The organism is Serratia sp. JKS296 (assembly GCF_900215445.1).
GTDB classification, from domain to species: Bacteria; Pseudomonadota; Gammaproteobacteria; order Enterobacterales; family Enterobacteriaceae; genus Serratia; species Serratia marcescens.
The window spans coordinates 4,706,199-4,729,928 of record NZ_OCMX01000001.1; the positions used below are offsets into that span (position 1 = coordinate 4,706,199).

Sequence of the window (23,730 nt, forward strand, 5' to 3'; positions counted from 1 at the left end):
ATCGACAACTTTTGCGAAAAAAGTCTACGCCAAAAACGAAGCTGTCTATAATATGCAGCTTGTTTATTCTCTGGAGTTGGCGTCCGGCGCCTTTCCCAACCTGCGTTAACAGGCAGAATTTGGCTTATGATAAAAAGAGATCAATCTTTAGCAACGCCTTACCTACAGTTCGATCGTACCCAATGGGCTGCGTTGCGAGATTCGGTGCCGCTGACGTTGTCGGAAGAAGAGATCGTTAAACTGAAAGGGATTAACGAAGATCTCTCGTTGGAAGAAGTTGCGCAGATTTATCTGCCGCTGTCACGACTGTTGAACTTCTATATCAGTTCCAACCTGCGCCGACAGGCGGTGCTCGAGCAATTCCTCGGCACCGACGGGCAAAAGATTCCCTATGTCATCGGCATCGCCGGCAGCGTAGCCGTAGGTAAGAGCACAACCGCACGTCTGTTGCAGGCGTTGTTGAGCCGTTGGCCAGAACACCGCAGCGTTGAGTTGATCACGACCGACGGCTTCTTGCACCCTAATAAGGTGCTGAACGAACGCGGCCTGATGAAGAAAAAAGGCTTCCCGCAGTCTTACGATATGCATAGCCTGGTGAAATTCGTGTCGGAAGTGAAATCCGGCGCCAAACGCGTCACCGCCCCGGTTTATTCCCATTTGATCTATGACGTCGTGCCCGAAGGTAATAAAGTCATCGAGCAACCGGATATTCTGATCCTGGAAGGGCTTAACGTATTGCAAAGCGGTATGGATTATCCTCACGATCCGCATCGCGTATTCGTTTCCGACTTTGTCGACTTCTCTATATATGTCGATGCGCCGGAGACGCTATTGCAAAGCTGGTATATCAATCGTTTTCTGAAATTCCGTCAGGGCGCATTTTCCAATCCCGATTCTTATTTCCATAATTATTCAAAATTGCCGGAACCGGAGGCGATTAATATCGCCACGCAATTATGGAATGAAATCAATGGATTGAATTTGCAGCAGAACATACTGCCTACGCGCGAACGCGCGAGCCTGATTATGACCAAAAGCGCTAACCATGCCGTTGAAAGCGTGCGTTTAAGAAAATAAGCCTACCGAAAGATCAAGGGGACGCTGCCGTCCCCTTGTCTTTTCTCACTATTCCGCGCTGCGCAGCGATATCTCTCCGCCGATAAAAGGTTTGATTTCCCCGTCCTGTTCCAGCAACAGTGCGCCCTGCGAATCGATACCCCGGGCGATACCCACAATCTGTCGCTCGCCAATCAGCAGTTTGACCGGTCTGTCGATAAAGTTATCCAAGGTACGCCAGCGACCGATAAAGGGCGCCAGTCCGTCTATCTCAAACTGTTTCAATGACTGACGCAGTTCATTAAGCAGAGTTGCAGCCAGTTCATTGCGATCGATCTGAATTCCCGCTTCCTGTAGGTTAATCCATCCCTGAGTAATGGCGCTGGCATTGGTATCACGCATCGCCAGGTTGATGCCGGCGCCGATGACCAGTTGAGCCGCATCGCCAGTTTTTCCCGTCAATTCGACCAGGATCCCCGCCAATTTACGATCGTTCAGATAAAGATCGTTAGGCCACTTCACGCGTACATCAGCCGCACCGAGACGCTGCAAGACCTCCGCCATCACCATCCCGATCACCAGGCTAAGCCCCATCGCCGCTGCCGGCCCCTGCTCCAGTCGCCAGAACATCGACAGATATAAATTAGCGCCGAATGGCGAGATCCACTGCCGCCCGCGGCGCCCTCGTCCTGCCTGTTGGTATTCAGCGACGCAGGCATCACCAGAGTGCAATTCGTCGATGCGGTCCAGCAAGTATTGGTTGGTGGAATCGACCACCGGCAACACGCTTACACGCTTGTCTTCCAGCAGGCTGAGGATTCGCTTGGCTTCCAACAGCTGGATGGCGCCAGGCAGGCTATAGCCTTTTCCGGGCACGGTAAAGACATCCAGTCCCCATTCGCGAATGGTCTGAATATGCTTATTGATCGCCGCGCGACTCATGCCCAGTGACTCACCGAGGTGTTCACCGGAATGGAATTCGCCGTCAGCCAGCAGCGCGATCAGTTTTAACGGAACCTTGGTATCTTTCATGACAGCACCGCCACGGCATTCAGTTCACCGGTCGCGCCAATAAAACGCACCTCAGGTTCCAGCCACACGCCGAATTTATCGGCCACCGACTTGCGCACGTGGCGCGCCAATGCCACCACATCCTGACTGTGGGCGTTGTCGATGTTCACCAGCACCAGCGCTTGCTGGCGGTGTACCGCGGCGCCACCGATACGATATCCTTTCAGTTCGCATTGATCGATAAGCCATCCGGCGGCCAGCTTCACCTGGCCATCCTGCTGTGGATAATGCGGCATGCCGGGATATTTAGCGATGAGTTCTGCGGCTTTCTCTGCGTTCACCAGCGGATTCTTGAAGAAGCTGCCGGCATTGCCGGTTTCACGCGGATCGGGCAGCTTGCTGCGGCGCATGGCGCATACGGATTCAAATACCTGAAGTGGCGTCACCGTGGCAGGATCCAGCTTGGCCAGATCGCCGTAGCTCAATTTGGGTTGCCACTGTTTGTTGAGACGCAGACCTAACCCGACAATGACATGCCCGGTCTGGAAACGGTGTTTGAAAATACTTTCCCGGTAGCCAAAACCACACTCGGCAGCCGGAATACGATCGATAGCGCCGGTAGAGAAGTCCAGCAGATCGACATACTCGCAGACGTCTTTCAATTCGACGCCGTAGGCGCCGATGTTCTGGATAGGGGCGGAACCGGCCAATCCAGGAATCAACGCCAGGTTTTCCAGGCCGCAGATCCCAGCCTGCAGCGTATATTGCACCAGGTCATGCCAATTTTCACCGGAGCTGACGTGGAGATACCAGGCATCGTTATCTTCCCGAACATCAATACCCTTCAACTGATTGACCATTACTGTGCCAGAAAAATCCTCCAGGAACAGCACGTTGCTACCTTCACCGAGAATCAGCAACGGCTCCTGACGCTTGCGCGTTTGTTGCCACACCTTGAGCATCAGCTCAATTCTATCGGCCATGATCAGGTGCGCTGCGTTGACCGGGAGCGCAAACGTATTGTGGTTTTTTAAAGACGCGCTTTCAGTAGACATAACGTTCAGTACCCATACGGAAATAATCTTTCGCCTAGTCTACTCGATTCGAGGCGTCTGGCTAATATTTGTTTTAATTAACGTGAAACTTATCGACTAATACACTGAAGAATTAAGATTTATCTTTGATATAACCGGATAATTCTCATCAGTCTGTTCATAGATAGCTATTTTTATTATTTAAATAATAATCTGGAACTATCAATTATATATTTAGCTGGCTATTTCTCTAGCAAAGAAACATTATTCTTCATTATAAGAATAAGTTACACATGCCCAAAAAGGCATTTTTCAAAGTAATAGATACTGTCAGGATATTTATTTTACGCATAGCAAAAAGCCCTGAACGTCAGTTCAGGGCTTTCGGCTTAATTTGATGCCTGGCAGTGTCCTACTCTCGCATGGGGAGACCCCACACTACCATCGGCGCTACGGCGTTTCACTTCTGAGTTCGGCATGGGGTCAGGTGGGACCACCGCGCTATTGCCGCCAGGCAAATTCTGTTTCATTCCAACCGCTTCACTTCCATGAATCCATCAGAACCAATCTCGGAACTTCGCTGAAAATCTCTCTAAAAACACCTTCGGTGTTGTAAGGTTAAGCCTCACGGATCATTAGTACTGGTTAGCTCAATGCATCGCTGCACTTACACACCCAGCCTATCAACGTCTTAGTCTTAAACGTTCCTTCAGGGGCCTTAAAGGCCCAGGGAAGACTCATCTTGAGGCAAGTTTCGCGCTTAGATGCTTTCAGCGCTTATCTTTTCCGCACTTAGCTACCGGGCAATGCCATTGGCATGACAACCCGAACACCAGTGGTGCGTTCACTCCGGTCCTCTCGTACTAGGAGCAACCCCTCTCAATCTTCCAACGCCCACGGCAGATAGGGACCGAACTGTCTCACGACGTTCTAAACCCAGCTCGCGTACCACTTTAAATGGCGAACAGCCATACCCTTGGGACCTACTTCAGCCCCAGGATGTGATGAGCCGACATCGAGGTGCCAAACACCGCCGTCGATATGAACTCTTGGGCGGTATCAGCCTGTTATCCCCGGAGTACCTTTTATCCGTTGAGCGATGGCCCTTCCATTCAGAACCACCGGATCACTAAGACCTACTTTCGTACCTGCTCGAGCCGTCACTCTCGCAGTCAAGCTAGCTTATGCCTTTGCACTAACCTCACGATGTCCGACCGTGATTAGCTAACCTTCGTGCTCCTCCGTTACTCTTTGGGAGGAGACCGCCCCAGTCAAACTACCCACCAGACACTGTCCTCACCCCAGATTATGGGGCCGAGTTAGAACATCAAACATTAAAGGGTGGTATTTCAAGGATGGCTCCACGCAGACTGGCGTCCACGCTTCAAAGCCTCCCACCTATCCTACACATCAAGGCTCAATGTTCAGTGTCAAGCTATAGTAAAGGTTCACGGGGTCTTTCCGTCTTGCCGCGGGTACACTGCATCTTCACAGCGAGTTCAATTTCACTGAGTCTCGGGTGGAGACAGCCTGGCCATCATTACGCCATTCGTGCAGGTCGGAACTTACCCGACAAGGAATTTCGCTACCTTAGGACCGTTATAGTTACGGCCGCCGTTTACTGGGGCTTCGATCAAGAGCTTCGCCTTGCGGCTGACCCCATCAATTAACCTTCCAGCACCGGGCAGGCGTCACACCGTATACGTCCACTTTCGTGTTTGCACAGTGCTGTGTTTTTATTAAACAGTTGCAGCCAGCTGGTATCTTCGACTGGCTTCAGCTCCATCCGCAAGGGACTTCACCTACATGCCAGCGTGCCTTCTCCCGAAGTTACGGCACCATTTTGCCTAGTTCCTTCACCCGAGTTCTCTCAAGCGCCTTGGTATTCTCTACCTGACCACCTGTGTCGGTTTGGGGTACGATTTAATGTTACCTGGAGCTTAGAGGATTTTCCTGGAAGCAGGGCATCAACTACTTCTGCACCGTAGTGCATCGTCATCACGCCTCAGGGTTAGTATGCAACCGGATTTACCAGGTCACACCCCCTACACGCTTAAACCGGGACAACCGTCGCCCGGCTAGCCTAGCCTTCTCCGTCCCCCCTTCGCAGTAACACCAAGTACAGGAATATTAACCTGTTTCCCATCGACTACGCTTTTCAGCCTCGCCTTAGGGGTCGACTCACCCTGCCCCGATTAACGTTGGACAGGAACCCTTGGTCTTCCGGCGAGCGGGCTTTTCACCCGCTTTATCGTTACTTATGTCAGCATTCGCACTTCTGATACCTCCAGCAACCCTCACAGGCCACCTTCAACGGCTTACAGAACGCTCCCCTACCCAACAACGCTAAGCGTCGCTGCCGCAGCTTCGGTGCATGGTTTAGCCCCGTTACATCTTCCGCGCAGGCCGACTCGACCAGTGAGCTATTACGCTTTCTTTAAATGATGGCTGCTTCTAAGCCAACATCCTGGCTGTCTATGCCTTCCCACATCGTTTCCCACTTAACCATGACTTTGGGACCTTAGCTGGCGGTCTGGGTTGTTTCCCTCTTCACGACGGACGTTAGCACCCGCCGTGTGTCTCCCGTGATAACATTCTTCGGTATTCGGAGTTTGCATCGGTTTGGTAAGCCGGGATGGCCCCCTAGCCGAAACAGTGCTCTACCCCCGAAGATGAGTTCACGAGGCGCTACCTAAATAGCTTTCGGGGAGAACCAGCTATCTCCCGGTTTGATTGGCCTTTCACCCCCAGCCACAAGTCATCCGCTAATTTTTCAACATTAGTCGGTTCGGTCCTCCAGTTAGTGTTACCCAACCTTCAACCTGCCCATGGCTAGATCACCGGGTTTCGGGTCTATACCTTGCAACTAATCGCCCAGTTAAGACTCGGTTTCCCTACGGCTCCCCTATACGGTTAACCTTGCTACAAAATATAAGTCGCTGACCCATTATACAAAAGGTACGCAGTCACACCACGAAGGTGCTCCCACTGCTTGTACGTACACGGTTTCAGGTTCTATTTCACTCCCCTCGCCGGGGTTCTTTTCGCCTTTCCCTCACGGTACTGGTTCACTATCGGTCAGTCAGGAGTATTTAGCCTTGGAGGATGGTCCCCCCATATTCAGACAGGATGTCACGTGTCCCGCCCTACTCATCGAACTCACGACCTGTGCATTTTAGTGTACGGGGCTATCACCCTTTGCTGCGCGACTTTCCAGACGCTTCCACTAACACACAAGCCGATTCAGGTTCTGGGCTCCTCCCCGTTCGCTCGCCGCTACTGGGGGAATCTCGGTTGATTTCTTTTCCTCGGGGTACTTAGATGTTTCAGTTCCCCCGGTTCGCCTCATGCCACTATGTATTCATGACATGATAGTGTGTCGAAACACACTGGGTTTCCCCATTCGGGTATCGCCGGTTATAACGGTTCATATCACCTTACCGACGCTTTTCGCAGATTAGCACGCCCTTCATCGCCTCTGACTGCCTAGGCATCCACCGTGTACGCTTAGTCACTTAACCTCACAACCCGAAGATGTTTCCATCGTTCGTGCTGCAAACATTTGAGAGACTCTATGACAGGTTACTCTTCATCCCAGTACATCTACGGAGGGATAAATTTCAGCCGTCATGTTTCAATTTTCAGCTTGTTCCAGATTGTTAAAGAGCAATATCTTAAACATGACTCGGAAGTCATCTTTAAGATATGGTGTATCGTCAGATACTTGAGACCGCCGCTTTCACCGGGTGGGTCGGAAGCTTGGCGTCCCCTAGGGGATTCGAACCCCTGTTACCGCCGTGAAAGGGCGGTGTCCTAGGCCTCTAGACGAAGGGGACACGACACCGTACTTTTATGACGCTTTTGCTCGTTACTTTTTCATCAGACAATCTGTGTGAGCACGCCACGCGAACTAATATCTTTAGGTAAGGAGGTGATCCAACCGCAGGTTCCCCTACGGTTACCTTGTTACGACTTCACCCCAGTCATGAATCACAAAGTGGTAAGCGCCCTCCCGAAGGTTAAGCTACCTACTTCTTTTGCAACCCACTCCCATGGTGTGACGGGCGGTGTGTACAAGGCCCGGGAACGTATTCACCGTAGCATTCTGATCTACGATTACTAGCGATTCCGACTTCATGGAGTCGAGTTGCAGACTCCAATCCGGACTACGACATACTTTATGAGGTCCGCTTGCTCTCGCGAGGTCGCTTCTCTTTGTATATGCCATTGTAGCACGTGTGTAGCCCTACTCGTAAGGGCCATGATGACTTGACGTCATCCCCACCTTCCTCCAGTTTATCACTGGCAGTCTCCTTTGAGTTCCCGGCCGAACCGCTGGCAACAAAGGATAAGGGTTGCGCTCGTTGCGGGACTTAACCCAACATTTCACAACACGAGCTGACGACAGCCATGCAGCACCTGTCTCAGAGTTCCCGAAGGCACCAAAGCATCTCTGCTAAGTTCTCTGGATGTCAAGAGTAGGTAAGGTTCTTCGCGTTGCATCGAATTAAACCACATGCTCCACCGCTTGTGCGGGCCCCCGTCAATTCATTTGAGTTTTAACCTTGCGGCCGTACTCCCCAGGCGGTCGATTTAACGCGTTAGCTCCGGAAGCCACGCCTCAAGGGCACAACCTCCAAATCGACATCGTTTACAGCGTGGACTACCAGGGTATCTAATCCTGTTTGCTCCCCACGCTTTCGCACCTGAGCGTCAGTCTTCGTCCAGGGGGCCGCCTTCGCCACCGGTATTCCTCCAGATCTCTACGCATTTCACCGCTACACCTGGAATTCTACCCCCCTCTACGAGACTCTAGCTTGCCAGTTTCAAATGCAGTTCCCAGGTTGAGCCCGGGGATTTCACATCTGACTTAACAAACCGCCTGCGTGCGCTTTACGCCCAGTAATTCCGATTAACGCTTGCACCCTCCGTATTACCGCGGCTGCTGGCACGGAGTTAGCCGGTGCTTCTTCTGCGAGTAACGTCAATTGATGAACGTATTAAGTTCACCACCTTCCTCCTCGCTGAAAGTGCTTTACAACCCGAAGGCCTTCTTCACACACGCGGCATGGCTGCATCAGGCTTGCGCCCATTGTGCAATATTCCCCACTGCTGCCTCCCGTAGGAGTCTGGACCGTGTCTCAGTTCCAGTGTGGCTGGTCATCCTCTCAGACCAGCTAGGGATCGTCGCCTAGGTGAGCCATTACCCCACCTACTAGCTAATCCCATCTGGGCACATCTGATGGCAAGAGGCCCGAAGGTCCCCCTCTTTGGTCTTGCGACGTTATGCGGTATTAGCTACCGTTTCCAGTAGTTATCCCCCTCCATCAGGCAGTTTCCCAGACATTACTCACCCGTCCGCCGCTCGTCACCCAGGGAGCAAGCTCCCCTGTGCTACCGCTCGACTTGCATGTGTTAAGCCTGCCGCCAGCGTTCAATCTGAGCCATGATCAAACTCTTCAATTAAAAGCTTGATTTGCTTCCACTCGAGAAGCGATGCTCAAAGATTTACTGCATGAATTTTACTTCAGTTAGTCACTCTTCAAGACTTGATATTTTTTTGCATCCGAAGATGCTGGATATCGTCTTGTGGAGTGCCCACACAGATTGTCTGATAAATTGTTAAAGAGCAGTGCCGAGAAACTCATCGGCGCGGGCTGCGTATACTACGCTTTTCGCCCGGAGAGTCAAGCGCTTATTTCGCTTTCTTCTCGCTGACCCGGCGGCTTGTCAGTCGTTGTTCCCGGTCAGTGGAGGCGCATTATAGGGAGTTCTCGGCAGGCCGCAACCCCTAATTGCAAAAAACTTTTCAAGCGCGGATTTTTTCGGCAAAACGCTGACCAAACCCGCATTTTTGTCACTTTTCGTACTGGATCTGGCTAAATTCCTGGGCGAAACGATCGACCTGCTGCCAATCGGTGTACTCCACTTCCTTACTGGTATCCGTTTCGCCGCCCGTCATACGCATAATAAATTGAATCATGATGCGGTCGAACCAGCGATAGCGCGGATAACGCAATGCGCCGGCAAACACCGCACACTGTTTTGGCTGCCACGGCGAGGCCAGCAGGAACTTGCGGGTATAAGCGTTGGTTTGCGGCGAGCGCTTTTCCGGTTTACGCGCGGTCAGGTTCACGGCAAAGAACGCGCTCGGCATTCGATTCAGTTGTTCGGCATGACGTTTGACGAATTTATCCAGCGCCGGGTTAAAGTGCCCGTAACGGATAGAAGCGCCGATCATCACCTGCTGGTACTGGCTAAGGTCGACCTGTTCCGCCTGCAGCAGATCGATCACCTCACATCGCTGCGTGTCCTGCAGCTTGCTTGCTATATAAGAAGCGATAGCACGTGTTTGCCCGTCACGGCTCGAATAAAGTATCAATGCCTTCATGGCGTACTCCTTATATCAGACTTACTCACGCCAAAAAGTTGGCGTGAACAGCACCAGCAATGTAAACACTTCCAGGCGTCCGAACAGCATCGTCACCACCAGGATCCACTTGGCCGCCGCCGGCATCGTGGTGAAGTTATCCGCCACCACGCCCAGGCCGGGGCCAAGGTTATTGAGTGTTGCCGTCACTGCTGCGAACGCGGAAAAATCGTCAACGCCGGTGGCAATGATCGCCAGCATGCTGACGATAAACACCAGCGCATAGGCGGAGAAGAATCCCCACACCGCTTCCAGAATACGTTCCGGCAGTGCGCGATTGCCCAATTTGATGGTATAGACCGCGTTGGGGTGCACCAGCCTTTTCAACTCTCGCGAACCCTGCAGGTACAGAAGCAGGATACGGATCACCTTCAGGCCGCCGCCGGTCGAGCCGGCACAACCGCCGATGAACGCTGAGCACAGCAACAACATCGGCAGGAACAGCGGCCACTTGGCGATGCTGTCGGTCGTAAAACCAGCCGTGGTCGCCATCGATACCACCTGGAAGAACGCCTGATTGAGCGTTTCCATACCGCTCTTATAGACGCCATGTCCCCAGAGCACCAACGTGCATACCACCACCAGCGTCAACTGAACGAAGATGAACATGCGGAATTCAGGATCGCGCCCGTACACCTTCAGACTGCGGCCGCTTAGCAAAGCGAAGTGCAGGCCGTAGTTACAGCCGGAAATCAGCAGGAACACGGCAATGATGGTGTTGATGGTCGGGCTGGCGTAATAACCGATACTGGCATCGTGGGTAGAAAACCCGCCGATGGCGATGGTCGAGAAACTGTGGCCGATGGCGTCGAACACCGACATCCCGGCCCCCCAGAGCGCCAGCGCACAGGCAACGGTCAGCAACACATAGATTAGCCACAGGGTTTTGGCGGTTTCGGCAATGCGCGGACGCATCTTGTTATCTTTCAATGGCCCTGGCATTTCCGCCCGATACAGCTGCATGCCGCCGACGCCAAGTATCGGCAGTATCGCCACCGCCAACACGATGATCCCCATGCCGCCCATCCATTGCAGCATTTGGCGATAGAACAGGATGGCCTTCGGCAACGAGTCCAGCCCCACCAGCGTCGTTGCGCCGGTGGTCGTCAATCCCGAGAAGGATTCAAAGAAGGCGTCGGTCAGCGACAAATTGGGCCGTTCCGAAAACAGGAATGGCAATGCCCCCACGCTGCCCAGCACGGTCCAGAACAACACGACAATCAGGAAGCCTTCACGGGGCTTCAACTCGTGTTTCTGTTTGCGGTTCGGCCACCACAGCATCAGACCGATGGTCAGCGCCACGAAGAAGGTTTGGCTGAACGCGCGCCCCGCCCCATCGCGGTAAATCAATGCCACCAGGCCGGGAATAAACATCGTCCCGGAGAACAGGATGACCAGCAGACCAACGATACGGGTTATGGCGCGAAAATGCATTTCAGCACGATCCTTAGCAATTCAATTGGGAGGAATTATTGCGAAATGGGGGTTAATTGCAAATTACCGCGACTGAGATCACGCAATTTATTCCCAAACAGTTCGACCTCGGTTGCCGGCAACGCCAGATGCAGCACGACGGCGGCGCCGTATTCGCCCTGCAGGATCCGACCTGCGGTTTGCTGCAGCAAGTTCTCCACCAACGCCAACTGCGCATAGTCGCACTGCAAGATATATTCGGCTTCCGGCACCTTTTGTGCCAACGCCAACTGCTTCAACGCCTGTTGAACACCGTTGCCATAGGCTTTCACCAGCCCGCCGGTGCCCAGCTTGACGCCGCCATAGTAACGAACGACCACGGCGGTCACTTCACCGATACCGCTACCCATCAGCTGCGCGAGGATCGGTTTGCCGGCGGTGCCCGACGGTTCTCCGTCGTCTGAGAACCCCAGTTGCTGCGAGTCATCGGGGCTGCCGGCGACGAATGCCCAACAATGGTGTCGCGCCGCCGGATGCTCATCCCGCACCTGCTGAATAAACGCCTTTGCCGCTTCTACCCCGCTGGTCGGCGCCAGCAGGGTGATAAAACGGCTCTTCTTTATTTCTTCGGTAAAGCGGGTTGCTTCCGCCGGTATCGGGTAAGGCCGCATCAGGCCAGGTTCAGATCGCGCGTCATGTTCTCGATGCGCTTTTCGTGGATCACGATGTTGTCTTCGATACGGATGCCGCCATACGGCTTCAGCGCATCGATGCGATCCCAGGCGAAGTGCTGCTTGAATTCACCGCTGCGCCACGGCGCCAACAGAGATTCGATGAAGTACAGACCTGGCTCGATGGTCAACACCATGCCCGGCTGCAACACGCGGGTGCAACGCAGGAACGGATACTTGGACGGCGCCGGCAGATGGGTGCCTTGTTCGTCCTGCATAAAGCCGGCGGCGTCGTGCACCTGAAGGCCCAGCGGATGGCCCAGCCCGTGCGGCAGGAACGGCGTGGTAATACCCGTTTCAACCATCGCCTCTTCGCTGAGGCCGTTCACCAACTTGTGATTCTTGAGCAGCTTGGCGATGCGCTGATGCATTTGCACATGGTAGTCGGTATAGCGCACGCCGGGCTTGATGGTGTCGATCAGCGCCAGCTGTTCACCATTGAGATCTTTCACCAGGTGGGCGAACTCGCTGCCGCTTTGCGCCGCATAGGTACGCGTCAGATCGGCGGCGTAGCCGTTATATTCCGCGCCGGCGTCGATAAGGAAACTCAGGGACTCGGCCGGCGGCTGATGATCCAGCTTGGTGTAGTGCAGTACTGAAGCGTGCTCGTTCAGCGCCACGATGTTGTCGTAAGGCACGTCGGTATCACGGTGGCCTGTCGCCGTCAGATAGGCCAGGTTGATATCGAACTCGCTCATGCCGGAGAGGAACGCCTCATGCGCCGCACGATGGCCGGTTACCGCCGTCTTCTGCGCTTCGCGCATGCAGGCCAGCTCGTAGCCGGTTTTGATAGAACGGTGGAAATCCAGGTAGTTCAACACCGCTTTCGGGTTGATGTGTTCAGAAGAAATACCGAGATCGCGTGCGCGCTGTTGCGCATAACCGATATAGCCCACACGCTCGCGCTGCGGCGGAAGCTGCTGGGCGATAGCGTCGGCGTTGGCCAACGGCATCAATTCAAGGGATTTGGTCCAGAAACTGTCCGGCAGCGGTTCTACGCTGTGCCAGTAGTCGACCGGGGAGTAGAACCACAGCTTCGGCTTATTGACACCGTCGATCCACAACCAGCAGTTCGGCACCGACGTCACCGGCACCCAGGCTTTGAAATGCGCATTCACTTTGAACGGATAGCTATGGTCGTCCAAAAATACCTTTTGCAGTTCACCGGAGTGAATCAGCAGCGCATCCAACTTGTTGCGCTCCAGCACTTCGCGCGCGCGTTTTTGCAGCTCTGCCAAGTGGTCGTTATACAAAGAAGCCAGCGTTTCCATCACAGTACCCTTATGCCTTAGCACGAAAGAAGTCATCTTAACACAGCGCTCCGGCGCACCAACCTTATCGCGTTGGGCATGCGGAGCAGCTCGCAATTCCCTGCAAATGCCGTTACATCCGCAGTTTAACCATTAGCCAGCCGGCCAGGCCGAGCAACGCTATCGCCAGCGCCCATAGGCCGTGGTGCTCCAATAACACCGCGCCGGCCGCGGCAATGCCCGCCAGACACTGCTGCAGAAAGCCACACAGCGCCATCGCATAGGCACCGTGCTCTTTGGCGTCGCTGACCGCCATCGCCATGCTGTTGGGAAACAACACCGCCTGGCCAAAAATGGTCAGGCAATACAGCACGATGAACAGCGCCATACCGGAAAGGCCGGCCAGAATGCCGCTCCACCACAACAGCAGGATCGCTACCGTCGCCAGAGCGACGATGCCGCTACCGGTTTGCATCAGTTTTTTCCCGCCGACACGCGCCACCGTGCGGTTCACCGTCAACGCGCCGCTAAAGTAGGCGATACCTATCACCAACCCCAGCGCGCCGAACGCCGTAACGTTGAGGCCAAAACCCTGCTGCATGACGAACGGGCTCACCTCCTGCAATGTCACCGTGGTGGCGAAGCCCAATCCGCCGACGCAGGCCGGCCAGAAGAACCCCGGCCGCCGCAGGATGGCGAAGTAGGTGGCCGCCATCGCCGGGCGTGGCCCGCGTGTGCGCCCCGCCTCAAGCGGCAGCGTCGCCATCAGCGCCAGAATGGCCAAACCGGTGGCGCCCATCAGGACGAAGCCCATCTGCCAGTGCGAATATTGGCTGAGCAGGCCGCCGACAAACTGACCACCGCCCAGCGCGGTGATAAAAGCGATGGAGAGCACCGATAACCGACGCGCCAACTCGTCACCGCTCCAGTTATCCCGCACGATGATACGCGCAATGATCGCCGCACCGCCGGCGCCCACACCCTGCAGCGCACGCAGCGCCAGCAGCTGGGCGCCGTTGCTGCACAGCGCCAACAGCCCGCTGCAGCCAATGAAAAGAAACAAAGACAGCGTCAGGGGCGCACGGCGGCCAAAGCGATCGGCGGCCGCGCCCCAGAACAGCACCGGCAAAGCGGCGCCGATGACGAAGATCGAAATGGACAGCTCGGTGGCGCGTCGGCTCATCGCCAGCTCCCGCATCACCGTCGGCAGCGAAGGCAAATACACGGTCGTCGCCATCTGTGCCATAAACACCAACAGACATGCCAGCGTCATGGTTCTGGCCGGAATGCTCCATAAGCCGCTGCGTTTGACACAAGCCGCCTTAGTCATGCGTAACCTCGTCTGAATGTTCATTCGCTGCGAGCAAGTGTATGAGTGCCGATACACTCCAGCAAATGCCGATAGCACATAAAATATAACTTCGTTTCAAATCAAAAAACTAACTTGGCGACATGTGATCCGACCAGCAAATATGCAATCTCTCATTTGCATATTTTTAACATAAAAACCACACTCCTCTTCATCTGGTCATACCAGATCATACGCTGATTCAGGAGATAGACATGCTCTACCAAGGCGAAACATTACAACTGCACTGGCTCGATAACGGCATCGCCGAGCTGGTGTTCAACGCACCGGGCTCGGTCAACAAGCTGGACACCCGCACCGTCGCCAGCCTGGGCGAAGCGCTCACCGTGCTGGAAAACCAGCCTGAGCTCAAGGGGTTGCTGCTGCGCTCCTCCAAAGCCGCGTTTATCGTCGGCGCCGATATCACCGAATTCCTTTCTCTGTTCGCCGCACCGGCTGAAAAGCTGCACGAGTGGCTGGTATTCGCCAACAACGTCTTTAACCGGCTGGAAGATTTGCCGGTACCGACCATTTCGGCCATTAACGGCTATGCGCTCGGCGGCGGTTGCGAATGCATTCTGGCGACCGATTTCCGCGTCGCCTCGCCGGACGCGCGCATCGGCCTGCCGGAAACCAAATTGGGCATCATGCCGGGCTTCGGCGGTTCCGTCCGTCTGCCGCGCCTGCTGGGTAACGACAGCGCGCTGGAAATCATCGCCGCCGGCAAAGACGTCAGCGCCAAAGACGCGTTGAAAGTCGGCCTGGTGGATGCGGTGGTGACACCGGAAAAACTGGCCGAAGCGGCGCTCAACATGCTGCAACAGGCGATCGACGGCAAGCTGGACTGGCGCGCCGCGCGTCAACCTAAGCTGGAGCCGCTGAAACTCAGCCCGATTGAAGCGGCGATGAGTTTCACCACCGCCAAAGGCATGGTGCTGCAGACCGCCGGTAAACATTACCCGGCGCCGATGACCGCGGTGAAGACCATTGAAGCCGCCGCCAAGCTGGGCCGCGATGAAGCGCTGAAACTGGAAACCGCCAGCTTCGTGCCGTTGGCCCGCTCCAACGAAGCGCGCGCGCTGGTCGGCATCTTCCTTAACGATCAGTTCGTGAAGGGCCAGGCGAAAAAGCTGGCCAAGAATGTGGATGCGCCGAAACAGGCGGCGGTGCTGGGCGCCGGCATCATGGGCGGCGGTATCGCCTACCAATCGGCGCTGAAAGGCGTGCCGGTGATCATGAAAGACATCAGCGACAAGTCGCTGACGCTGGGCATGAGCGAAGCGGCCAAGCTGCTCAATAAGCAACTGGAGCGCGGCAAGCTGGATGGCCTGAAAATGGCGCAGGTGCTGTCGACCATTCAGCCGACGCTGGACTATGCCGGCATCGAGCGCGCGCAGGTGATCGTTGAGGCGGTCGTCGAGAATCCGAAAGTCAAAGCCGCCGTGCTGTCGGAAGTGGAAAACCTGATCGGTGAGGACACCGTTCTGGCGTCGAACACCTCGACCATTCCGATTAATCACCTGGCAAAATCGCTGAAGCGCCCGCAAAACTTCTGCGGCATGCACTTCTTTAACCCGGTGCACCGCATGCCGCTGGTGGAAATCATCCGCGGCGAACAGACCAGCGACGAGACCATTGCCAAAGTGGTGGCCTACGCCAGCCGCATGGGCAAAACGCCGATCGTGGTGAACGACTGCCCGGGCTTCTTCGTCAACCGCGTGCTGTTCCCGTACTTCGCCGGCTTCAGCCTGCTGCTGCGCGACGGCGCCGACTTCCGTCAAATCGATAAAGTGATGGAGAAACAGTTCGGCTGGCCGATGGGCCCGGCCTACCTGCTCGACGTCGTGGGCATCGACACCGCGCACCACGCGCAGGCGGTAATGGCCGCCGGCTTCCCGGATCGCATGAGCAAAGACTATCGCGACGCCATTGACGTGATGTTCGACAACCAGCGCTTCGGTCAGAAAAATCAGCTGGGCTTCTACCGCTACAGCCAGGATAGCAAAGGCAAACCGCGCAAGGACAACGACGAGCAGACCGATGCGCTGCTGGCCGAAGTGAGCCAACCGCGCCAGACCATCAGCGACGAAGAAATCATCGCGCGCATGATGATCCCGATGATCAACGAAGTGGTGCGTTGCCTGGAAGAAAAGATCGTCGCCAGCCCGGCCGAAGCCGATATGGCGCTGGTCTACGGCATCGGTTTCCCTCCGTTCCACGGCGGCGTGTTCCGCTACCTGGATACGCTCGGCACCGCCAACTACGTTGAGCTGGCCCAGCGTTACGCACACCTCGGCGCCCTGTACCAGGTGCCGGCCGGTCTGCGCGCCAAGGCCGAACGCAATGAAAGCTACTACCCGGTGGCAACACCGCTGTCCGACGTCGCTACCCGCCAACCGGCATGAGGTCATAAAGATGGAAAACGTAGTTATTGTTGATGCCGTACGCACGCCGATGGGCCGCTCCAAGGGCGGCGCCTTCCGCCAGGTGCGCGCCGAAGATCTCTCCGCTCACCTGATGCGTGAAGTGCTGAGCCGCAACCCGGCGCTGGACGCCGCCGAGATTGATGACATTTACTGGGGCTGCGTGCAGCAAACGCTGGAACAAGGCTTCAACATCGCCCGCAACGCCGCGCTGCTGGCCGAGATCCCGCACCGCGTGCCGGCGGTGACTGTCAACCGCCTGTGCGGCTCTTCGATGCAGGCGCTGCACGACGCGGCGCGCGCCATCATGGTTGGCGACGCGCACATCAGCCTGATCGGCGGCGTGGAACACATGGGCCATGTGCCGATGAATCACGGCGTGGATTTCCATCCGGGCCTGAGCCGCAGCGTGGCCAAAGCCGCCGGGATGATGGGGCTGACCGCCGAAATGCTGGCCAAGATGCACAACATCAGTCGCCAGATGCAGGATGAGTTTGCCGCCCGCTCCCACCAGCGCGCACATGCGGCGACGCTGGCGGGTTACTTCAAAAACGAGATCATACCGACCAACGGTCACGACGCCGACGGCGTGCTGACCCGTTACGATTTCGACGAAGTCATTCGCCCGGAAACCACCGTCGAAAGTCTGTCGGCCCTGCGTCCGGCGTTCGATCCGGTCAACGGCACCGTCACCGCCGGCAGCTCCTCCGCCCTGTCGGACGGCGCTTCCGCCATGCTGCTGATGAGCGAATCGCGCGCCAAAGCGCTCGGTTTGAAGGCCCGCGCCCGCATCCGCTCGATGGCGGTGGTCGGCTGCGATCCTTCCATCATGGGCTACGGCCCGGTGCCGGCCAGCAAGCTGGCGCTGAAACGCGCCGGTCTGGGCGTGCAGGACATCGATCTGTTCGAGCTGAACGAAGCGTTCGCCGCCCAGTCGCTGCCATGCATCAAGGATCTGGGGCTGATGGACAGCATCGACGACAAGATTAACCTGAACGGCGGCGCCATCGCGCTCGGCCACCCGCTGGGCTGTTCTGGCTCCCGCATCTCGACCACCCTGTTGAACAACATGGAACGTCGCGACGCGCAGTTCGGCCTGGCGACCATGTGCATCGGCCTGGGCCAGGGCATCGCCACCGTCTTTGAACGCGTTTAGCTGTGTCTATCTTGGGATGACCGCGTCACTACTTCAAATCGCGGCATCCCGCCAAGTTTAGTTGCCGTTCTTCCCGCCTGTCAGGGGCGGGTTTTTTATGCCTGAAGTTTGCCGACGCCCAAATAAAAACGGGGCGACCCTCGGCCACCCCGTTCACCGCGCATCGCATCGGTCAGATAAACGAAAACGCGTCGCCAAACATATGCGCTTCCAGCGCGCCGCGCTCGGCGCAGAAACGCTCGCGGGCGATTTTCGCCATCTCGAAACGCCCGGCGATGTAAATATCATGCTCCGCCAGCGTGCCGAAATCCTGCAGCACCGCGCTGAGCACGGTGCCGCTGCGGCCGCGCCATTCGGCTTCCGGCTGCTCGACCACCGGGATCACCTTCAGATTCGGATGCTGCAACGACAGCGCTTCCAGCTCGCTCAAATCGTACAGGTGCTTCAGCTCACGCCCGCCCCAGTAGATTGAAATGTCGCGATCCGGCTGCTGCTCCAGCGCGGTCAACAAGATTGAACGCGCGTAAGAGAAACCGGTGCCGCCGGCGATCAGCACCAGCGGACGGCTGCCCTCTTCCCGCAGCCAGGCGTCGCCGTGCGGCACGTCAACGGTGATCGCCTGCTCTTTCAGGATGCGATCCATCACCGCCATGGCATACAGATTCAGTTCCGAAGCGCCAATGTGCAGCTCGATATAATCTTGCTGCGTCGGGGTTGATGCCAGTGAGAACGGACGCTTGTCGCGCTCATCCATCACCACCATCAGATATTGCCCTGCCTTGAAAGAAAACGGCTGCTCGGGCACCAGACGTACCCGATAAACCGTATCGGTAATGGCCTCTACCGAGGTCACTTTACAGCTCAATATTGTCATGCGTTCCCTCTGTCGGGTCATCAATGCAAAGCTGAGAACAGAGCCTGACGCTATAACGTCGGTTCCCTGTCACTGAAGATTGCGAGCTCATCCCAGATTTCGTCGACGCGCGCACGTACCTTTTCATCCATCTGAATCGGACGGCCCCATTCGCGATCGGTTTCACCCGGCCATTTATTGGTGGCGTCCAGCCCCATCTTCGAACCCAGGCCGGAAACCGGCGAGGCGAAGTCCAGATAGTCGATCGGCGTATTCTCCACCAGAACGGTATCCCTTGCCGGATCCATTCGTGTGGTGATCGCCCAAATCACATCGTTCCAGTCGCGCGCATTGACGTCATCGTCACAGACGATAACAAATTTGGTGTACATAAACTGCCGCAGGAACGACCAGACGCCCATCATCACGCGTTTCGCGTGGCCGGCGTACTGTTTTTTCATGGTCACTACCGCCAGGCGGTAAGAGCACCCTTCCGGCGGCAGATAGAAATCGACGATTTCCGGGAACTGCTTTTGCAGGATCGGTACGAACACTTCATTCAGCGCCACGCCCAGGATCGCCGGCTCATCCGGCGGGCGGCCGGTGTAGGTCGAGTGGTAGATCGCGTTGCGGCGCTGGGTGATGTGGGTAACGGTGAACACCGGGAACTGGTCGATTTCATTGTAGTAACCGGTGTGGTCGCCGTAGGGGCCTTCCGGCGCCATTTCACCCGGCTCGATATAGCCTTCAAGCACGATTTCGGCGCTGGCGGGCACTTCCAGATCGTTGGAAAGGCACTTCACGACTTCGGTTTTGTTGCCGCGCAGCAACCCGGCAAAGGCGTATTCGGACAAGGTATCAGGCACCGGCGTGACCGCACCGAGGATGGTAGCGGGATCGGCGCCCAGCGCCACCGCAACCGGGAAACGCTCGCCCGGGTGCGCCTGGCACCACTCCTGATAATCCAGCGCGCCGCCGCGATGCGACAGCCAGCGCATGATCACTTTATTCTTGCCCAGCACCTGCTGGCGATAGATGCCGAGGTTTTGCCGTTCCTTATGCGGGCCGCGGGTCACGGTCAGCCCCCAGGTGATCAGCGGCGCGGCGTCTTCCGGCCAGCAGTGCATCACCGGAATACGGCTGAGATCGACATCGTCACCCTGCCATACCTGCTCCTGACAAGGCGCGGATCCCAGCACCTTGGTCGGCATGTTCAGCACCTGCTTGAACTTCGGCATTTTGTCGAACAGATCGCGGAAGCCTTTCGGCGGCTCCGGTTCTTTGAGGAACGCCAGCAGTTTGCCGACTTCGCGCAGCGCGCTGATGTCTTCCTGCCCCATGCCCATCGCCACGCGATTGGCGGTGCCGAACAGGTTGCACAGCACCGGCATGTCATACCCTTTCGGGTTTTCAAACAGCAGTGCCGGACCGCCCGCTCGCAGGGTGCGATCGGCAATCTCCGTCATTTCCAGGTAAGGATCGATCGGCTGGCTGATGCGTTTTAGTTCCCCTCTCTTCTCCAGCAACGAGAGGAAATCGCGTAAGTCACGGTATTTCATGCTGATCATTATAACGGCCAGTGGGGAGGGCATTATAAGCCCTCTTCACGGTTGTTGCTGCAATTTTGTTAACGCCGCCCGCCGCCGGGTGGCCCTCAGCCGCAGTTGAACGGCACCAGCGCAGCCAGCGCGCGCGTATCCTGATATTCACGCGTCTCCTCACCGTGGCGGAACACCTTGAAGCCCTGCCCGTTAGCGCTGAAGTAACGCAGCGCATTGCCTTCAACGTGCAGCAGGCTACCTTCACGCAGCGCCACCACCGATTCGCTTGGGTTGATCGCGCAGAACTCCGCCAGGCGCTCGTCACGGGTTTCGCCCATGTGGCCGCTGATATGCGCGTCGATGTAGTGCGGGTTGATCTGCACCGGGAACAGCCCCAGCGCCGGCAGCACCACGCTGCAGCGCACCGGCATGTCATTGGTGGTGCGAATGCTCGGCGTGGCCACGTTGCAACCGGCGCTCCAGCCGACGTAAGGCACTTCACGCTCGCGCACCGCGCGCTGGATGGGCACGATCAGGCCTTGCTCGTGCAGCATTTGGTTCAGCAACCAGGTATTGCCGCCGCTGACCAAAATGCACTCCGCCTGCGCGATCGCCGCCGCCGGTGAAGCGGCATGGTGGATGCTGGTGACTTCAATGCCCAGCGTTTGCGCCAGTTCCTGCGCACGCTGGTCGTAGTCGTAACGAATCAGGGCGTAAGGGATAAAGACGGCGGATTTGATGCCGCGACGCGCAATCATCGCCAGCAACTGGCTTTTAGCGTACCCCAGCAGCTCGGCTTCGCCAGACAGCTTGCCGTTGCTCAACAGAAACAGCTCCATTTCTTTCCCCCTCGGTCGAAAACGATGAATAGCGTCACAGCCGGCGGCGCTACGCCTGTCATACTGTGACGGTAACAAATTTTTAGCCCTCTGTTATACCAGCGCCGTATCGATAAGTGTGTGACCCCTCGCTAATAGCCGCAGATTCATAGAGATAGGTGATGTTACACGCTGAAACTTGCATCACTATGTATCCGGAATAGCTTTTGATATGCTTACCGGCTGGCAGAAAGGCATGTGAAACTATGGAATCCTGGTATCTACTTTATTGCAAACGCGGTCAGTTGTTGCGGGCGCAGGAACATCTGGAACGGCAGCAGGTAAACTGCCTCAGCCCGATCATCACGCTGGAAAAGATCGTGCGTGGTAAGCGCATTGCGGTCAGCGAACCCCTGTTTCCCAACTATCTGTTTGTGGAGTTCGACCCGGAGCGCATTCACACCACCACCATCAGCGCCACCCGTGGCGTCAGCCACTTCGTGCGTTTCGGCGCGTTGCCGAGCGTCATCCCGAGCAAGGTGATCGATGAACTGCGCACGCACGCCAGCGAAACCTATGTCGATCCGGAAACCCCACAGCCGGGGGATACCGTTCTGATCGTCGACGGCGTGTTCGAAGGGCTGCAGGCGATCTACACCGAGCCTGACGGCGAAGCGCGTTCCATGTTGTTGCTGAACCTGATCAACAAGCAGGTCAGCCAAAGCATCGACAACCGACAGTTCCAGAAGATGTAATGCAAAAGGCGCCCTCAGGCGCCTTTTTGTTGGCTCATTTTACGCTTAGCGACGCATCGCGTCGTCGTGCAGCCACTGGGCGACACGCTTGGCGAAGTAGGTCAGCACGCCGTCGGCGCCGGCGCGTTTAAAGCACATCAACGATTCCATCACCGCAGGTTGCTCCTGCAGCCAGCCGTTCTGAATCGCCGCCATATGCATGGCGTACTCGCCGGACACCTGATAAGCGAAGGTTGGCACACCGAAGGTATCCTTCACGCGGCGCACAACGTCGAGGTACGGCATGCCTGGTTTCACCATCACCATGTCCGCACCTTCCTGCAGATCCTGCGCAATCTCCTGCAGCGCTTCGTCGCTGTTGGCCGGATCCATCTGATAGGTCTTCTTGTTGCCGCCCTTCAGGTTGCCGCTGGAGCCCAACGCATCGCGGAACGGGCCGTAGTAGCAGGAAGCATACTTGGCGGAGTAAGCCATGATTTGGGTATTCACCAGGCCCTGCAATTCCAGACGATCGCGGATCGCCCCGATGCGGCCGTCCATCATGTCGCTCGGCGCCACGATTTCCGCGCCCGCTTCGGCATGGGACAGCGCCTGACGCACCAGAATGTCTTTGGTCACGTCGTTAATCACATAACCCTGCTCATCGATCACCCCGTCCTGCCCATGCGTGGTGTAGGGATCGAGCGCCACGTCGGTCAGAATGCCCAGCTCAGGCACCGCGTCTTTCAGCGCGCGCACCGTGCGCTGTACCAACCCTTCAGGGTTATAGGCTTCTTCCGCATGCAGCGATTTCAGGCTCGGTTCGATCACCGGGAACAGGGAAATCACCGGCACGCCAAGTTTGGCGATGGTTTCCGCTTCCTTCACCAGCAGATCGATCGTCATGCGCGATACGCCCGGCATCGAGGCCACTTCTTCCTGGCGGTTGCTGCCTTCCATGACAAACACCGGATAAATCAGGTCGTTGACCGTCAGTTGATTCTCGGCCACCAGGCGGCGGCTGAAGTCGTGACGGCGCACGCGGCGCATACGGCGACCAGGGAAGGTGCCCGGAAATGCATAGCTCATAGTTTTCTCCTAGCTCAAACCAGCCGGAATAGCCGGCGGGCGTTCTCATCGGTTTTTTGCCCCAGCCATTGCGGCTCTTCCCGCCGCCAGACGGCGACCTGCTGCACGATGTGGGGCAGGAAACAGGGTTCGTTGCGGCGAGATGCGGGTTTAGGCTGTAAATCCCGGGGCAACAGATAAGGGGCGTCAGTTTCCAGCAGCAGACGCTCGGCTGGGATCTGCGGCAACAGTGCGCGCAGTTCCAGGCCGCGCCGCTCGTCGCAGACCCAACCGGTAATCCCGATCGACAAACCCAGCGACAGGCAGCTTGTTAATTCTTCGGCGGTGCCGGTGAAGCAGTGCACCACGGCCGCGGGCAGTTTATCCAACCACGGCGTCAGTAGCTCGGCAAAACGTGCGTGTGCGTCGCGGCAATGCAGAAACACCGGCAGCGCCAACTCCGCCGCCAGCGCCAGCTGCGCGGTGAACGCCGCTTCCTGCTGCGCGGGCGTCGAGAAGTTGCGATTGAAATCCAGGCCGCATTCGCCGATCGCCGCCACGTCAGGGCGTGCGGCTAACGCATAAATCTGCTCGGCGGCGTGTTCATCCCAACCGCTGGCGTAGTGCGGATGCACACCGGCGGTAGACCAACAGTAACCCGCATGTTGCTGCGCCAGTTCCGCCGCTTCGCGGCTCTCTGCCAGATCGGTGCCGGTAATCAACATCCCGGTAACGCCCGCCGCGCGGGCGCGCTCCACCACCGCCTGGCGATCTTTGGCGAATTGGCTGCTGGTCAGATTAACGCCGATATCAAACATGATTTTTTCCAAAGCAAAAGCCGCCCAATGGGCGGCTTCGCAATCA

At 56.7% G+C, this 23,730-nt stretch carries 16 protein-coding genes, 1 tRNA gene and 3 rRNA genes; 4 read left to right on the forward strand and 16 right to left on the reverse strand.

Features of this window, described 5'->3' with window-relative positions; genetic code table 11:
* The first annotated feature begins 126 nt into the window (after nucleotides 1-126).
* Nucleotides 127-1,077, forward strand: coding sequence for a type I pantothenate kinase (coaA, locus tag CRO23_RS22555; RefSeq protein ID WP_025304936.1), 951 nt, complete (start codon nucleotides 127-129; stop codon nucleotides 1,075-1,077).
* 48 nt (nucleotides 1,078-1,125) lie between these two features.
* Here coaA and birA read toward each other — a convergent pair whose 3' ends face one another.
* From birA to CRO23_RS22610, 11 genes are all read right to left on the reverse strand, one after another.
* Entirely contained in the window at nucleotides 1,126-2,088 is a 963-nt protein-coding gene (gene birA / locus CRO23_RS22560) for a bifunctional biotin--[acetyl-CoA-carboxylase] ligase/biotin operon repressor BirA (protein ID WP_004929427.1), read from the reverse strand.
* A complete protein-coding gene (gene murB, locus CRO23_RS22565) occupies nucleotides 2,085-3,122 on the reverse strand; it encodes a UDP-N-acetylmuramate dehydrogenase (protein ID WP_016929435.1) in 1,038 nt (345 codons plus the stop codon). Before murB ends, birA begins: the two co-directional genes overlap by 4 nt.
* Before the next feature lie 378 nt (nucleotides 3,123-3,500).
* Nucleotides 3,501-3,616 (reverse strand): 5S ribosomal RNA (gene rrf / locus CRO23_RS22570).
* A 99-nt stretch (nucleotides 3,617-3,715) separates the two neighbouring features.
* Nucleotides 3,716-6,622, reverse strand: a 23S ribosomal RNA gene (locus tag CRO23_RS22575).
* 239 nt (nucleotides 6,623-6,861) lie between these two features.
* A tRNA-Glu gene (locus CRO23_RS22580) sits at nucleotides 6,862-6,937 on the reverse strand.
* 88 nt (nucleotides 6,938-7,025) lie between these two features.
* Nucleotides 7,026-8,567, reverse strand: a 16S ribosomal RNA gene (locus tag CRO23_RS22585).
* Together the 16S, 23S and 5S rRNA genes with 1 tRNA gene alongside form the textbook arrangement of a ribosomal RNA operon.
* A 391-nt stretch (nucleotides 8,568-8,958) precedes the next feature.
* Entirely contained in the window at nucleotides 8,959-9,492 is a 534-nt protein-coding gene (hemG, locus tag CRO23_RS22590) for a menaquinone-dependent protoporphyrinogen IX dehydrogenase (RefSeq protein WP_028127640.1), read from the reverse strand.
* A 21-nt stretch (nucleotides 9,493-9,513) separates the two neighbouring features.
* On the reverse strand, nucleotides 9,514-10,965 hold the full coding sequence (gene trkH, locus CRO23_RS22595; protein ID WP_004934492.1) for a Trk system potassium transporter TrkH: 1,452 nt from the start codon (nucleotides 10,963-10,965) through the stop codon (nucleotides 9,514-9,516).
* A 35-nt stretch (nucleotides 10,966-11,000) separates the two neighbouring features.
* Nucleotides 11,001-11,615, reverse strand: coding sequence for an IMPACT family protein (locus CRO23_RS22600; RefSeq protein ID WP_079450412.1), 615 nt, complete (start codon nucleotides 11,613-11,615; stop codon nucleotides 11,001-11,003).
* A complete protein-coding gene (pepQ, locus tag CRO23_RS22605) occupies nucleotides 11,615-12,946 on the reverse strand; it encodes a Xaa-Pro dipeptidase (protein WP_016929438.1) in 1,332 nt (443 codons plus the stop codon). The genes CRO23_RS22600 and pepQ overlap by 1 nt, the downstream gene beginning before the upstream one ends.
* A gap of 112 nt (nucleotides 12,947-13,058) precedes the next feature.
* Nucleotides 13,059-14,255 (reverse strand): MFS transporter, encoded by a 1,197-nt coding sequence (locus CRO23_RS22610; protein ID WP_028127639.1) that lies wholly within the window; start codon nucleotides 14,253-14,255, stop codon nucleotides 13,059-13,061.
* Nucleotides 14,256-14,488: 233 nt separating this feature from the next.
* Between CRO23_RS22610 and fadB the strand changes: the two genes are divergently transcribed.
* A complete protein-coding gene (gene fadB, locus CRO23_RS22615; RefSeq protein WP_016929440.1) occupies nucleotides 14,489-16,678 on the forward strand; it encodes a fatty acid oxidation complex subunit alpha FadB in 2,190 nt (729 codons plus the stop codon).
* A gap of 10 nt (nucleotides 16,679-16,688) precedes the next feature.
* The gene (fadA, locus tag CRO23_RS22620) at nucleotides 16,689-17,852 is read left to right on the forward strand and encodes an acetyl-CoA C-acyltransferase FadA (protein ID WP_033638974.1); all 1,164 of its coding nucleotides are present in this window, start codon (nucleotides 16,689-16,691) and stop codon (nucleotides 17,850-17,852) included.
* A gap of 172 nt (nucleotides 17,853-18,024) precedes the next feature.
* Here fadA and fre read toward each other — a convergent pair whose 3' ends face one another.
* From fre to pepE, 3 genes are all read right to left on the reverse strand, one after another.
* A complete protein-coding gene (gene fre / locus CRO23_RS22625) occupies nucleotides 18,025-18,726 on the reverse strand; it encodes an NAD(P)H-flavin reductase (protein WP_004934474.1) in 702 nt (233 codons plus the stop codon).
* Nucleotides 18,727-18,776: 50 nt separating this feature from the next.
* Entirely contained in the window at nucleotides 18,777-20,297 is a 1,521-nt protein-coding gene (ubiD, locus tag CRO23_RS22630) for a 4-hydroxy-3-polyprenylbenzoate decarboxylase (protein ID WP_015376309.1), read from the reverse strand.
* A 62-nt stretch (nucleotides 20,298-20,359) separates the two neighbouring features.
* Entirely contained in the window at nucleotides 20,360-21,085 is a 726-nt protein-coding gene (gene pepE, locus CRO23_RS22635) for a dipeptidase PepE (protein ID WP_004934469.1), read from the reverse strand.
* Between the two features lie 245 nt (nucleotides 21,086-21,330).
* On the opposite strand from pepE, the gene rfaH reads away from it, so the two are divergent.
* Nucleotides 21,331-21,819 (forward strand): transcription/translation regulatory transformer protein RfaH, encoded by a 489-nt coding sequence (gene rfaH / locus CRO23_RS22640; RefSeq protein ID WP_004934466.1) that lies wholly within the window; start codon nucleotides 21,331-21,333, stop codon nucleotides 21,817-21,819.
* 45 nt (nucleotides 21,820-21,864) lie between these two features.
* Here the strand turns inward: rfaH and hemB are convergent, their stop codons facing one another.
* Together hemB and tatD are read right to left on the reverse strand one after the other, a co-directional pair.
* Nucleotides 21,865-22,887, reverse strand: coding sequence for a porphobilinogen synthase (gene hemB, locus CRO23_RS22645; RefSeq protein WP_004934463.1), 1,023 nt, complete (start codon nucleotides 22,885-22,887; stop codon nucleotides 21,865-21,867).
* Between the two features lie 14 nt (nucleotides 22,888-22,901).
* Nucleotides 22,902-23,684, reverse strand: coding sequence for a 3'-5' ssDNA/RNA exonuclease TatD (gene tatD, locus CRO23_RS22650; RefSeq protein ID WP_079450413.1), 783 nt, complete (start codon nucleotides 23,682-23,684; stop codon nucleotides 22,902-22,904).
* Between the last annotated feature and the right edge of the window lie 46 nt (nucleotides 23,685-23,730).

Coding starts and splice junctions, on each gene's coding strand:
- fadA (WP_033638974.1), top strand. CDS start 16,689: ATGGAAAACGTAGTTATTGTTGATGCCGTACGCACGCCGATGGGCCGC.
- CRO23_RS22610 (WP_028127639.1), bottom strand. CDS start 14,255: ATGACTAAGGCGGCTTGTGTCAAACGCAGCGGCTTATGGAGCATTCCG.
- murB (WP_016929435.1), bottom strand. CDS start 3,122: ATGTCTACTGAAAGCGCGTCTTTAAAAAACCACAATACGTTTGCGCTC.
- coaA (WP_025304936.1), top strand. CDS start 127: ATGATAAAAAGAGATCAATCTTTAGCAACGCCTTACCTACAGTTCGAT.
- rfaH (WP_004934466.1), top strand. CDS start 21,331: ATGGAATCCTGGTATCTACTTTATTGCAAACGCGGTCAGTTGTTGCGG.
- hemG (WP_028127640.1), bottom strand. CDS start 9,492: ATGAAGGCATTGATACTTTATTCGAGCCGTGACGGGCAAACACGTGCT.
- tatD (WP_079450413.1), bottom strand. CDS start 23,684: ATGTTTGATATCGGCGTTAATCTGACCAGCAGCCAATTCGCCAAAGAT.
- fre (WP_004934474.1), bottom strand. CDS start 18,726: ATGACAATATTGAGCTGTAAAGTGACCTCGGTAGAGGCCATTACCGAT.
- CRO23_RS22600 (WP_079450412.1), bottom strand. CDS start 11,615: ATGCGGCCTTACCCGATACCGGCGGAAGCAACCCGCTTTACCGAAGAA.
- trkH (WP_004934492.1), bottom strand. CDS start 10,965: ATGCATTTTCGCGCCATAACCCGTATCGTTGGTCTGCTGGTCATCCTG.
- pepE (WP_004934469.1), bottom strand. CDS start 21,085: ATGGAGCTGTTTCTGTTGAGCAACGGCAAGCTGTCTGGCGAAGCCGAG.
- pepQ (WP_016929438.1), bottom strand. CDS start 12,946: ATGGAAACGCTGGCTTCTTTGTATAACGACCACTTGGCAGAGCTGCAA.
- hemB (WP_004934463.1), bottom strand. CDS start 22,887: ATGAGCTATGCATTTCCGGGCACCTTCCCTGGTCGCCGTATGCGCCGC.
- ubiD (WP_015376309.1), bottom strand. CDS start 20,297: ATGCCCTCCCCACTGGCCGTTATAATGATCAGCATGAAATACCGTGAC.
- fadB (WP_016929440.1), top strand. CDS start 14,489: ATGCTCTACCAAGGCGAAACATTACAACTGCACTGGCTCGATAACGGC.
- birA (WP_004929427.1), bottom strand. CDS start 2,088: ATGAAAGATACCAAGGTTCCGTTAAAACTGATCGCGCTGCTGGCTGAC.